Annotated in this window: 9 protein-coding genes; 6 read left to right on the forward strand and 3 right to left on the reverse strand. The window is 64.4% G+C overall.

The features are described from left to right. The first annotated feature begins 36 nt into the window (after nucleotides 1-36). The 5 genes from P7C00_RS28810 (at nucleotide 37) to P7C00_RS28830 (ending at nucleotide 4,115) form a co-directional block, all read left to right on the forward strand. The gene (locus P7C00_RS28810) at nucleotides 37-630 is read left to right on the forward strand and encodes a DUF2796 domain-containing protein (RefSeq protein ID WP_346635613.1); all 594 of its coding nucleotides are present in this window, start codon (nucleotides 37-39) and stop codon (nucleotides 628-630) included. A gap of 64 nt (nucleotides 631-694) precedes the next feature. Continuing rightward, entirely contained in the window at nucleotides 695-1,405 is a 711-nt protein-coding gene (locus P7C00_RS28815) for an ABC transporter ATP-binding protein (RefSeq protein ID WP_110596268.1), read from the forward strand. Nucleotide 1,406: 1 nt separating this feature from the next. Next, nucleotides 1,407-2,672 carry an ABC transporter permease gene (locus P7C00_RS28820; protein ID WP_346635612.1) on the forward strand — a complete coding sequence of 422 codons (1,266 nt, stop codon included), beginning with the start codon at nucleotides 1,407-1,409 and terminating at the stop codon, nucleotides 2,670-2,672. Nucleotides 2,673-2,682: 10 nt separating this feature from the next. Beyond that, nucleotides 2,683-3,219, forward strand: a complete 537-nt coding sequence (locus P7C00_RS28825) for a DUF3299 domain-containing protein (RefSeq protein ID WP_404937764.1) — start codon at nucleotides 2,683-2,685, stop codon at nucleotides 3,217-3,219. Nucleotides 3,220-3,416: 197 nt separating this feature from the next. Beyond that, nucleotides 3,417-4,115, forward strand: a complete 699-nt coding sequence (locus P7C00_RS28830) for an OmpW/AlkL family protein (protein WP_404937765.1) — start codon at nucleotides 3,417-3,419, stop codon at nucleotides 4,113-4,115. A gap of 58 nt (nucleotides 4,116-4,173) precedes the next feature. On the opposite strand, the gene P7C00_RS28835 is transcribed toward P7C00_RS28830, so the two are convergent. Together P7C00_RS28835 and P7C00_RS28840 are read right to left on the reverse strand one after the other, a co-directional pair. Then, nucleotides 4,174-5,103 (reverse strand): NAD-dependent epimerase/dehydratase family protein, encoded by a 930-nt coding sequence (locus P7C00_RS28835; RefSeq protein ID WP_404937766.1) that lies wholly within the window; start codon nucleotides 5,101-5,103, stop codon nucleotides 4,174-4,176. After that, nucleotides 5,096-5,980 (reverse strand): sugar nucleotide-binding protein, encoded by an 885-nt coding sequence (locus tag P7C00_RS28840; RefSeq protein WP_346635608.1) that lies wholly within the window; start codon nucleotides 5,978-5,980, stop codon nucleotides 5,096-5,098. Before P7C00_RS28840 ends, P7C00_RS28835 begins: the two co-directional genes overlap by 8 nt. A gap of 190 nt (nucleotides 5,981-6,170) precedes the next feature. Between P7C00_RS28840 and P7C00_RS28845 the strand changes: the two genes are divergently transcribed. Continuing rightward, on the forward strand, nucleotides 6,171-10,457 hold the full coding sequence (locus P7C00_RS28845) for a DEAD/DEAH box helicase (RefSeq protein WP_404937767.1): 4,287 nt from the start codon (nucleotides 6,171-6,173) through the stop codon (nucleotides 10,455-10,457). Between the two features lie 218 nt (nucleotides 10,458-10,675). Here the strand turns inward: P7C00_RS28845 and P7C00_RS28850 are convergent, their stop codons facing one another. Further along, complete coding sequence (locus P7C00_RS28850) at nucleotides 10,676-12,778, reverse strand: mechanosensitive ion channel family protein (RefSeq protein ID WP_404937768.1); 2,103 nt, start codon at nucleotides 12,776-12,778, stop codon at nucleotides 10,676-10,678. Nucleotides 12,779-12,794: the final 16 nt, after the last annotated feature.

Here is a 12,794-nt window from a genome sequence, read left to right on the forward strand (position 1 = left end):
ATAACATTTATTTCATCTTCGCCCTGGAGACTTGCTATGCGCCGTCTGCTACTCGCCCTGCCCTTCGCCCTGTTGCCGCTGGCCGTTGCCCAGGCCGCGCAAGCCCATGATCACGAGCATGAACACGGCAGCCTCGGCGCCCACGAACATGGCGTCGCCCGCTTGAATGCGGTGCTCGACGGCCAGGCCCTGGAGCTGGAGCTGGAAAGCCCGGCCATGAATCTGGTGGGTTTCGAACACGTGCCCAGCACCGACGCCGACAAGGCCAAGGTCGCAGCTGCCCGTACCCAACTGGAACAACCACTGGTGCTGTTCAGCCTGCCCAAGGCCGCCGCTTGCACGGTGGCCAAGCAGGAACTGGAAAGCCCGCTGTTCGGCGACAAGCCCGATGCCGATGACCACGATGACGACGACAAGGACGCCGCGGGTCATGAACATCACCACGAACACAGCGAGATCCACGCTCACTACCAGTTCACCTGCGCCAAGCCGGACGCCCTGAAGAACCTCGACCTGGGGCAAATCTTCAAGACCTTCCCCGCCACCCAGAAAATTCAGGTACAACTCATTTCGCCAAGTGGCCAGCAAGGTGTCGAGGCCACAGCCAAGGCTGCCACCCTGAAGTTCTAAGCGCTGCGCCTGTAGCCGCGGCCTCAGGCAGCGGCTACACCACTCTCTGCATGATCGGCCCAACATGACCCAAGCACTTATCGAACTGTCCGACCTGGGCTTCAGCTGGCCCGGTCACCCACAGTTGCTGGATATCCCGAGCTTCCGCCTGGAAGCCGGTGAAACACTGTTCCTCAAGGGCCCCAGCGGCAGCGGCAAGACCACGCTGCTGGGCTTGCTGGGCGGGGTGCAGAAACCCAACCAGGGCAGCATCCGCCTGCTGGGCCAGGAGCTGACCGAGCTGGCCGCCGGGGCCCGTGATCGCTTTCGCGTCGATCACACCGGTTACATCTTCCAGCAGTTCAACCTGCTGCCGTTTCTCTCGGTGCGCGAAAACGTCGAGCTGCCCTGCCACTTCTCCAAACTGCGGGCCAGCCGCGCCATCCAGCGCCACGGCAGCGTCGATCAAGCGGCCGCCACCTTGCTGGCCCATCTGGGTCTGAAAGACCCCGACCTGCTCGGCCGTCGGGCCGACTCGCTGTCCATCGGCCAGCAGCAACGGGTCGCCGCCGCCAGGGCATTGATCGGCCAGCCGGAGCTGGTGATCGCCGACGAACCCACCTCGGCGCTGGACTACGACGCCCGGGAAGCCTTCATCCAACTGCTCTTCGCCGAGTGCCGCGAGGCTGGAGCCAGCCTGCTGTTCGTCAGCCATGACCAGAGCCTGGCGCCGCTGTTCGATCGCAACCTGTCGTTGGCCGAACTCAATCGCGCCGCCACGCCCGCAGAGGTCTGAGATGTATCTGTTCCGTCTAGCCATGGCCAGCTTGGCTAACCGCCGCTTCACCGCGATCCTCACCGCCTTCGCCATTGCCCTTTCGGTCTGCCTGCTACTGGCGGTGGAACGGGTACGTACCGAAGCCCGGGCCAGTTTCGCCAGCACCATCAGCGGCACCGACCTGATCGTCGGCGCCCGTTCCGGCTCGGTGAACCTGCTGCTGTACTCGGTGTTCCGCATCGGCAATGCCACCAACAACATCCGCTGGGACAGCTTCGAGCACTTCGCCAACAACCCTAAGGTGAAATGGGCGATCCCGATTTCCCTCGGTGACTCCCATCGCGGCTACCGGGTCATGGGCACCACCGACGCCTACTTCCAGCATTACCAGTACGGTCATCAACAGAACCTGCAACTGGCGGTGGGCCGGGCCTTCGCCAGTGATCCTTTTGAGGTGGTACTGGGGGCCGAAGTCGCCGATGCCCTGCACTACAAACTTGGCGACAAGCTGGTGCTGGCCCATGGCGTGGCAGCCATCAGTCTGGTCAAACATGACGACAAGCCCTTCACCGTGGTGGGCGTCCTCAAGCGCACCGGCACGCCGGTAGACCGCACGCTGCACATCAGCCTGGGCGGTATGGAGGCGATCCACATCGATTGGCACAACGGCGTTCCGGCCCGAGGCGAGGGGCGCATCAGTGCCGAGCAGGCGCGCAACATGGACCTGACACCCCAGGCGATCACCGCCTTCATGCTGGGCCTCAACAGCAAGATTTCGACCTTCGCCCTGCAACGGGAGATCAACGAGTTCCGTGGCGAGCCGATGCTGGCGATCCTCCCCGGCGTGGCCTTGCAGGAGCTCTGGAGCCTGATGGGCACCGCCGAGAAAGCCTTGTTCGTGGTGTCCTTGTTCGTGGTCCTCACCGGCCTGATCGGCATGCTCACAGCGATCCTCACCAGCCTCAATGAACGTCGCCGGGAGATGGCTATCCTACGCTCGGTAGGCGCCCGTCCCTGGCACATCGCAACCCTGCTGGTGCTGGAAGCCTTTGCCCTGGCACTGTTCGGGGTCCTGGCCGGGCTGGGCCTGCTGTACCTGGGCATCGCCCTGGCCCAGGGCTACGTGCAATCGAACTACGGCCTGTACCTGCCACTGTCCTGGCCCAGCCAGTATGAGTGGACGTTGCTGGGCGGTATCCTGATCGCCGCGCTGCTGATGGGCAGCGTGCCGGCCTGGCGCGCCTACCGGCAATCCCTGGCCGATGGCCTGTCGATTCGTTTATGAGCACCGGTTTATGAAAGCCCAACGCCTGCTGCGCCCCCTGCTTGCCCTGTCGCTTCTGATCGCCTCGCCGTTGTGGGCGGCTGGAGCACCGCGGGACCTGACCTGGTCGGAAATGATCCCGGCGGATGCACCGCCGGAAGTGCCGAACATGAAGCCCTTGCACGACCTGTCGCAGATGAGCGACGCACTGTCCGCCGAATCGGCGCCCGCCGCCAAGCAGGATCTGCCCAATGCGCCGGTGGTCAAGGGCCTCGATGGCCAGTCGGTGCGCCTGCCCGGCTACATCGTGCCACTGGAAGTGAGCGAGGAAGGACGCACTACGGAGTTTCTCCTGGTGCCCTACTTCGGCGCCTGTATCCACGTGCCGCCGCCGCCGTCGAACCAGATCGTCCACGTCACCAGCGAAGTCGGGGTGAAACTCGATGAGCTGTACCAGCCCTACTGGATCGAGGGCGCCATGCAGGTCAAGGCGTCCACCAGTGAGCTGGCGGATGCCGGATATCAGATGGCAGCGCAGAAGATCTACGTCTACGAATTGCAGGAGTAAGGCAGGTCGTGGTGCCTGCTTCACCGGCAAGCCGGCTCCTACAGAGTCATGGGGGCGAGGGCCAAAAGAGTGCAGAACAAAAGAATAGTTCAGCCCTGCCACCGGGGTTCGTCATTTCATTGAGCTGAGTCAAGGCAGTCAACTTGACGATCCTTACCATTGGACATAGCCAATTTGAATCGTCCTTTGGAGCTCCCATGCACAAGTCTCTGCTTAGCGCCTCCCTGATCGCGCTCGCACTCGCCGCCCCGATTGCCAACGCCCACGAAGCCGGTGACATCATCGTTCGTGCCGGTGCGATTACCGTCAATCCAAAAGCCAACAGCTCCGACGTCAAAGTCGATCGCGGCCCTCTGGCCGGCACCAACCTCGGCGGCAAGGCGACCATGAGCAGCGACACTCAGCTGGGCTTGAACTTCGCCTACATGCTGACCAACAACATCGGTATCGAACTGCTGGCCGCAACCCCGTTCGAACACGATGTGAAGATCAAGAACACCGCCCTGGCTCCGGCCAACGGCAAGCTGGGTACCCTCAAGCACCTGCCGCCAACCCTGAGCGTGGTGTACTACCCGCTGGACAACAAATCGACGTTCCAGCCCTATGTCGGTGCCGGTATCAACTACACCTGGATCTACGACGAGCACGTCGGCAGCCGCGCCCAAGCCGCCGGTTTCGACAACTTCCGCGCCAAGAACTCCTGGGGCCTGGCTTGGCAGGTCGGTGCTGACTACATGCTGACCGACAACATCATGATCAACGCCCAAGTGCGTTACATCGATATCGACACCCGCGCCTATGTGGACAACAACGGCGTGGCTCCCGGCACCCGTGCCAAGGTCAATGTCGACGTCGACCCGATGGTCTACATGGTTGGCCTGGGCTACAAGTTCTAAGCCCGCCAGACATGAAAAAGGCGCCTGCAAGGCGCCTTTTTCATGTCTGCAATTTCGTTCAGCGGCCCATCAAGCGGGCCAGACCGACACTCATCGGCGTAGGCTTGGGGAAGCTAAAGCGCTGCAGCAGTCGCTGGTTGCCGGCCCGGGAGTGACGGATGTCCCCGGCACGGGCAGGACCGTAGCTGATGGCAGGCAACTCACCGACCACCTCGGCCAGGGCCGCAAGCATCTGCTTGAGGGTCGTGGCCTGATTCAAGCCAACGTTGACCGCCCCCACTTCCAGCTGCGGCGCCTCGATGGCCTGCACCAGCACCTCCACCAGATCACCGACGTAAACAAAGTCCCGAGTCTGCTCGCCATCGCCGAACACGGTAATGGGCAGCCCCTGTTGGGCCCGCTCGCTGAATATGCTGATGACCCCGGAATAGGGCGAGGACGGATCCTGGCGCGGGCCGAAGATATTGAAGAAACGAAAGATCGCCGGTTCCAGGCCATGCTGGCGCCGATAGAAATCAAAATAATGCTCGCTGGCCAGCTTGTCGGACGCATAAGGGGTCAACGGCGCCTTGGCCGTGTCCTCGTCGATGGACTGGCCTTCGCCGTTGTTGCCATAAACCGCCGCGCTAGAGGCGAACAACACCCGCTTGACGCCGCACTGGCGCATGGCCTCGCAAACATTCAGGGTGCCGATGAAATTGCTCTGGTGAGTCTGCACTGGATCGTCCACCGAGGCCTGCACCGAGGCCACCGCTGCCAGATGCGCCACGGCGCAGCAGCCTTGCATGGCACGGCTCACCAGACCCGCGTCGGCAACGTCGCCCTCGATCAGCTCCACCCGCGGGTTGTCCAGCGGCAGGTTGCTCGGTTTGCCGGTGGACAAGTCGTCCAGCACCCGCACCGAGTAGCCCTTGGCGAGCAAGGCATCGGTCAAGTGCGAGCCAATGAAACCGGCGCCGCCGGTGATCAATACAGGGCCATCAGCCATGACGATAAAACCTATCCAGTAAAGCCGGGAGCGCCGCACGCCAGGCACGCGGCTTGATCCCGAAGGTATGAAGAATCTTCTTGCAGGCCAGCACCGCGTGCTGCGGTTCTTCGGCAGCATCGGCACAGGCGGCATGGGCCTGGGCAGTGGGCGCCTCGATGGCCAGTGGGTGCAGTTGCCGTGCTTCCGTCAGCACCGCCTGGCCCAGGGCCAGGGGCGTGGTCGCTTCCTGACCGGCATAGTGATAGGTGCCCCACAGCGGCGCGGCACAATCGAGTTGTTTGAGCACCGAGATGATCACCCGTGCGGCGTCGTCCACCGGGGTCGGATTGCCCCGACGGTCGTCCGCCATCAACAGCTCTTCCGGGGACTCGGCCCGGGCCAGGAAACGCCCGAGAATGCCGTCGGCGCTGTCATCCAGCAACCAGCCGAAACGCAGCAACACGTGCTGCGGACAGGTGGCGCGAACGCTCTGCTCGATCCGCCACAGCGCCTGACCGCGCAGCCCCAGGGGCACCGGCTCGTCTTTCTCGCTGTAGGCAGTGGCCCGGGAACCGTCGAACACTCGATAGCTCGAAGGCTGCACAAGAATGATGTTGTGATGCTGGCAAAGCTCCGCCAGCCGTTCGACCGAGCGTTCCTGACCGCTCAGGCGCGCCTCGCTCACCGTCTCCGCCTGAAACCAGTCGAAGTAGTAAGCCAGGTTGATCAAGGCATCCGGGCGGGTGTCGTCGAGCAGTTGCGTAAGGCTCGCGGCATCCCAGCCCTCTTGCGGCGGACGGGGGGCGAGGAAACCGATGTCCTCCTCCGCACCCAGGCGAATCAGCGCCTGCCCAAGGGCATTTCCGCCGCCCAGTAACATAAGGCGCATTCGCATAGAGTCAGCAGGCCCAGTCTGTTCAGAACGATGGTTTGGATCGGCCAATCCCGTGGGTTCGACCGTCGAGAATTGCCAGAATCGTTGCATTTTGCGGGTTTGTGGCGCAAGCGTCACTGAGAAAGTGTCGAAGCGGCAGTGGAATCAACGGTGCTTGCAAGTTGCCGGAGGCGGCCGCATAAATCCATCCATGAACCTTGCCCAATCCGTGAACTCGGTGCTGGACGACTTCCATCCCGCCGTCAGCGCCTGGTTCAAGCGTACCTTCGCCGCCGTGACCACGGCCCAGGCCTGCGCCTGGCCGTTGATCGCCCAGCGCCGCTCGACCCTGATCGCCGCGCCCACCGGTTCAGGCAAGACCCTGACCGCTTTTCTCGCGGTGATCGATGACCTGGTACGCCAGGGGCTTGCGGCCGGCGGCCAACTGCCGGACGCCACCCTGGTGGTGTATATCTCGCCGCTCAAGGCCCTGAGCAACGATATCCAGATCAATCTGCAGGAGCCGCTGGCCGGCATCACCGAGCAGTTACGCCGGATGGGCTTGCCGGAACTGTCGATCAGCACCGCGGTGCGCACCGGCGACACCCCGCAAAAAGAACGCAACGCCATGCGCAAGAGCGCGCCGCAGATCCTCGTCACCACTCCGGAATCCCTCTACGTGCTGCTGGGTTCGGACTCCGGACGCAAGATGCTGGCCAGTACCCGCAGCGTGATCGTCGACGAGATCCACGCCCTGGCCGGCAGCAAGCGCGGCAGCCACCTGAGCCTGAGCCTGGAGCGCTTGCAAGCCCTGTGCAGCGAGCCCCTGCTGCGCATCGGTCTGTCCGCCACGCAGAAACCCATCGAGGCCGTTTCGCGTTTTCTGGTGGGGCATGAGCGCCCCTGCGAAATCGTCGACATCGGCCATGCCCGCCCCCGGGACCTGGACATCGAAGTGCCGCCGGTGCCGCTGTCGGCGGTCATGGCCAATGACGTCTGGGAGCTGGTGTACGAACGCCTCGCCGCCCTGGCCCGGGAACACCGCACCACGCTGATTTTCGTCAACACCCGACGTCTGGCCGAGCGGCTGGCCCGGCACCTGAGCGAACGCCTGGGCAAACAGGCGGTGGCTGCGCACCACGGCAGCCTGGCCAAGGAGCAGCGCCTGGAGGCCGAGCAGCGGCTCAAGGCCGGGGACCTGCAAGTGTTGATCGCCACCGCCTCCCTGGAGCTGGGCATCGATATCGGCGATGTCGACCTGGTGTGCCAGATCGGCTCACCCCGTTCTATCTCGGCCTTCCTGCAACGAGTCGGGCGCTCCGGCCACCAAATAGGCGGCACCCCGAAGGGCCGGTTGTTTGCCCTGACCCGGGACGACCTGATCGAATGCACCGCCCTGCTGGACTGCGTGCGCCGGGGCGAGCTGGACAGCTTGCTGATCCCCCATGCACCGCTCGACGTGCTGGCCCAGCAGATCGTTGCCGAAGTCAGCTGCCAGGAATGGTCGGAAGAGGCCTTGCTGGTCCTGCTGCGCCGGGCCACGCCTTACGCCGACCTGGATCAGGCCCACTACCAGGCCCTGCTACAGATGCTTGCCGAAGGCTTCAACGGGCGCCAGGGCCTGCGCAGCGCCTATCTGCATCGCGACGCCCTGACCCGCACCCTGCGCGGCCGTCGTGGGGCCAAGCTGACGGCAGTCACCAGCGGCGGCACCATTCCCGACAACGCCGACTACAGCGTGCTGCTGGAACCCCAGGGCCTGAACATCGGCAGCGTCAACGAAGACTTCGCCGTGGAAAGCATTGCCGGCGACGTGTTCCAGCTGGGCAACACGTCCTATCGCATCCTGCGGGTGGAAACCGGCAAGGTGCGGGTCGAGGATGCCCAGGGCCAGCCGCCGAACATTCCCTTCTGGCTTGGCGAAGCCCCAGGACGTAGCGCCGAGCTGTCCAGCGCCGTGGCGCGCCTGTTGGCCCAGCTGGACGAATTGCTCGGCGCCACGCCCGGGCAACTGCAACCGGCCATCCACTGGCTGCACCGCGAACTGGGCCTGAACCTGGCCAGCGCCGAGCAACTGGTGGATTACCTGGCACCCGCGCGCCTGGCCCTGGGCGCCCTGCCGTCCCAGGACACACTGATCATGGAGCGTTTCTTCGACGAATCCGGCGGCACCCAACTGGTGATCCACAGCCCCTTCGGCAGCCGCATCAACCGCGCCTGGGGCCTGGCCCTGCGCAAGCGCTTCTGTCGCACCTTCAACTTCGAACTGCAGGCTGCTGCCAGCGAGGACGCCATTGTCCTCTCGCTGTCCACCAGCCACAGCTTCGCCCTGGATGAAGTCTGGCGGTACCTGCACAGCAACAGCGCCGAACACATCCTGGTCCAGGCGCTGCTGGACGCCCCGCTGTTCGGCGTGCGCTGGCGCTGGAACGCCGGGGTGGCCCTGGCGCTGCCGCGCTACAGCGGCGGACGCAAAGTGGCGCCGCAGATCCAGCGAATGAAAAGCGAAGACTTGATCGCCAGTGTGTTTCCCGATCAGATCGCCTGCCTGGAAAACCTTGCCGGCGAACGGGAAATTCCCGATCACCCGCTGGTGGAACAAACCCTCGACGACTGCCTGCACGACGCCATGGACAGCGAAGGCTGGCTGCAGCTGTTGCGGCGCATGGAACAGGGCCAGGTGCGCCTGCTGAGCCGCGAGCTGCCCGCGCCCTCCCCCCTGGCGGCGGAAATTCTCAGCGCCAAGCCCTACACCTTTCTCGATGACGCGCCCCTTGAAGAACGCCGCACCCAGGCGGTATTGGCGCGACGCTGGAGTGACCCGCAAGCCACCGACGACCTCGGCGCACTGGATGCGGACGCCATAACCGCCGTAGCTCAAGAGGCGTGGCCAAACCCGGCCACGGCCGATGAAATGCACGAAGCCCTGATGAGCCTCGCCGCCATCAGCGAGACGGAAGCCCAAGCCAACCCCCAATGGCCGCAATGGCTGGCAACCCTGGCTGCCCAGGGTCGCGCCTGCCGCTTGCCGGCGGGCCCCAGTGAACATCTGTGGCTGGCACTGGAGCGCATCACCTGCCTGCAAGCCCTGTATCCCCACACCCCCTTGCAGCCGACCCTGAACCCCATTCCCGGCTTCGATCAGGCCTGGGACCCGGAGCTTGCGCGGGTGGAGCTGATTCGCGCGCGCCTCAGCGGTTTTGCCCCACAGACCCTGGCCCAGATCGCCGCCCCCCTGGGGTTGCCTCCCAGGCAAATCAACCAGGCCCTGGTCCAGCTGGAAAGCGAAGGCTATGTACTGCGGGGTCGCTTCAGCCCCGGCAGCCACGAAGAACAGTGGTGCGAACGCCACCTGCTGGCACGGATTCATCGCTACACGGTGAAGCGCCTGCGCAGGGAGATCGAACCGGTGGCCCTGCAGGACTTCATGCGTTTCCTGTTCGACTGGCAGCACCTGTCCCCAGGCACTCAGGGTCAGGGCAGCGCCATGCTCGCCGAGGTAGTCAGTCAGTTCGCAGGCTATCCGGCGGCGGCCTCAGCCTGGGACAGCGACCTGCTGCCGGCGCGGATCAAGGATTACTCCCCCAGTTGGCTGGATGAGCTGTGCCGCAGCGGCAAGGTGGTCTGGAGCCGGATCAACAGCACGGGCAAGACCGCCAGCAGCGCTCTGCGCAGCACACCGATCGTACTGCTGCCACGCTCCCAGGCCGCACTCTGGAGCGCATTGACCAGCCCGGCCGACAGCCAGGAACTGTCGCCCAGGGCACAGAAAGTCCACAGCGTACTGAGCCAGCAAGGCGCACTGTTTTTCGATGAACTGCTGCATGAAGCCCACCTGCTGCGCAGCGAACTGGAAAGCGTGCTCCAGGAACTGGTGGGCGCCGGCCTGGTGAACGCCGACAGTTTCGCCGGGCTGCGCGCCCTGATCACACCAGCGAGCAAACGCCAGAACCGCAGCAGCCGACGAGGTCGCGGGGCCTTTGTCGGCGGCATGGACGATGCCGGACGCTGGGCCTTGCTGCGTCGTTCAGCGACTCAGGACTCGACGGCCACCCTGGAACAGGTGGCCATGACCTTGTTACGCCGTTACGGCGTGGTGTTCTGGCGACTGCTGGAACGCGAGGCGGACTGGCTGCCCAGCTGGCGCGAACTGCTGCGCACCTTCCATCGGCTGGAAGCCCGCGGAGAAATCCGTGGCGGACGTTTTGTCAGCGGCCTGGCCGGCGAGCAATTCGCCTTGCCGGAGGCCATCCCACTGCTGCGGGAAGTACACCGCCGGCCCCATGACGGCAGCCTGATCGCCGTCTGCGGCGTGGACCCGCTGAACCTTGCCGGCACCCTGCTGCCCGGGCCCAAGGTGGCGGCCCTGAGCGGCAACCGCCTGGTGTATCGCGACGGCCTGCCAGCCGCTGCCGCCATCGCCGGCACCCAGCACCTGTGGCTGGAACTGGAGCCCCAGGCCGCCCAGGCCCTGCGCAACAAACTCATCCAGCACTGACCCGTAGGAACCGGCCTGCCGGCGAAAGGGCCCGAAAGCCCTGCACCAGATCCGGCGGCCTCTTCGCTGGAAAGCCCGCTCCTACACAGGCAGCAGGCCCCCCTTCCTGGCAAACCAACCAAATCCCGTAGGAGCCGGCTTGCCGGCGAAGGGGGTGACCATTGCACCAGATCCATCGGCCCCTTCGCTGGCAAGCCAGCTCCTACAGCTCAGTAGAATCACTGCGGGCGCGGGGACTCGGGGAGCAGCAGGGCCGAAGCATCTTGCTCGGGCTCGTCTTCGTGCATACGTCGCTCCGGCAGCACCACCGGCTGTGGATAAGTCTGGGCGAAGTGCACCCAGGGGCAGTTATCCACAAGCTTCTTCAGACGCTGGTTGAAGGCTCGGCTCACCGCGTACTGGCCACCGGAAACGGTGCGGAACTGCGCTGTCAGGACCACGCCGTTGAGGTCCATCTTGTCCACCCCGAAGACGTCCAGGCCACCTTGCAGGTTGTACTTGAGGAAGCTGTCTTCACTGATGGAGCGCCCGGTCTCGCGGATCAGCTCGATGGCTCGATCGACGTCTGTGTCGTAGGTGAACTGCACCGAGAAGAAGGCATAGGCGAACTGTCGCGACTGGTTGGTGACGGCCTTGATCTGGCCGAACGGCACCGAGTGCACGAAGCCCTTGCCGTCCCGCAGGCGCAGGGTGCGGATGGTCAGGCCTTCGACAGTGCCAGCGTGGCTGGAGTCGAGCACCACCCAATCGCCAATGGACAGCGTGTCTTCGATGATGATGAACAGGCCGGTGATCACGTCCTGCACCAGTTGCTGGGAGCCGAAGCCGATGGCCAGTCCCACCACGCCGGCACCGGCCAGCAGCGGCGCAACGTTGATCCCCAGGTTGGCCATGGTGGTGATTGCGCAGATCACCACCAGGATGATTTTGATCGCGTTGCGCAGCAGCGGCAGGATGGTCTTGACCCGGGTGCTGGGCTGACGCGCCGAGCGTTTGCTGAGAGACGGTTTCAGTGCCTCCTGGATCGCCGTATCCAGTACTACCCAGAGCAGCCAGGTCACCAGGAAGATCAGGCCGATGCTGCTCAGGGAGTCGCTAATGGCCCGGCCCACGGTATTGCGCTGGGCGAACTCCAGCAACGAGAGTCCCCAGATGCGGCCAAGGATCTCGATGAAGGCAATGGCCATGACGATCCGCAGCAAGGCGTGCAGCAGACTGAGAAAACGCTCCTTATAGGCACTGCTGCGCTGGATCGACTGGGGGCTACGGGACTTGAACAGGTGCTGCAGCACCGTGCTGAGGAACACCGTGGCGATCAGCAGCACGGTGGTCAGCAAGGCGCAACGCAAGGCTTTCTGGCTGTCCTCGCCGGCACCGATCAGGTTGACCGCCGAGACCAGCACCATCAGCAGGATCGGCCAGTTCCAAAGCCCGGAAAAGATCCGCAGCGACTCCTGCAACGCCGGTTGTTTGAGGCGCTGGGCCAGGGGACGGTTGCGGATCAGATGCGCCACTGGCCGGCGCAGGCGGATTACCAGCACGGCGAAGACCACCGAGGCCAGCAGACCGGTAAGCACCGCCACACTGCTGGTGATGTTGCCTCCCAGTTGACGGGCGATCTGCGGGCTGGTCAGAGCATCGCTGAGGGCAGCGAGAAAGCCGATCAGGAACAGCGGTTTGGGGCAGTAGTCACGGATGATGCGTACCGCCGGGCGCTTGTGCCCGAGGTTGAACATCACGATCAGGCACAGCAGCACCGAGGTGGAGACGATGCCGCTGCTGGTGGCATAGGCCAGGCACAGGGCCAGCGCCCGCCCCACCGAGCCAGGCAGCGAATGGCTGACATACAGGGTCAGCGGCAGGCAGATCAGCGCGGGCACGGTGTAGGGCAGCAAGTACTCCAGCAGCCCCTGGCCACGGGGCCGAGCCTGCAGCCAGGGTTGCCGGCTCAGGCGCCGCGCCAGCCATCCGCCCAGCAGAGTGAACAAGGCAAAGCTGGCGAGCCAGGTGCCGGACAGGGTGAGGAAATCCCCGGTTATGCTCCAGCCCGAGCGGTCCGAGGGCTGATTGACCAGACGCCCCACTTCGTCCGCTGCACGGTCGGCCCGCAAGCGCCAGGCATCGATCAGGCTTTCATTGAGGTCGAGTTTTTCCTGAACCTCATCGATGCTCGAACTGATAGCCCCAAGCAGGCCCCCCTCCACCAGCAGTTCCGGTTTCGCCGGTGCCGCAGCGGGGACGGACAAAGTGGCGGCATCCAGCTCGCGGCTGCCCAGAACGAGCAGCACCCCGAGCAAAATCGCGGTCTTGAAATTCAACACAACGCGGGGCTCCTTC

Origin of the sequence: Pseudomonas sp. JDS08PS003 (assembly GCF_045013505.1) — a bacterium.
Taxonomy (GTDB): Bacteria; Pseudomonadota; Gammaproteobacteria; order Pseudomonadales; family Pseudomonadaceae; genus Aquipseudomonas; species Aquipseudomonas protegens_B.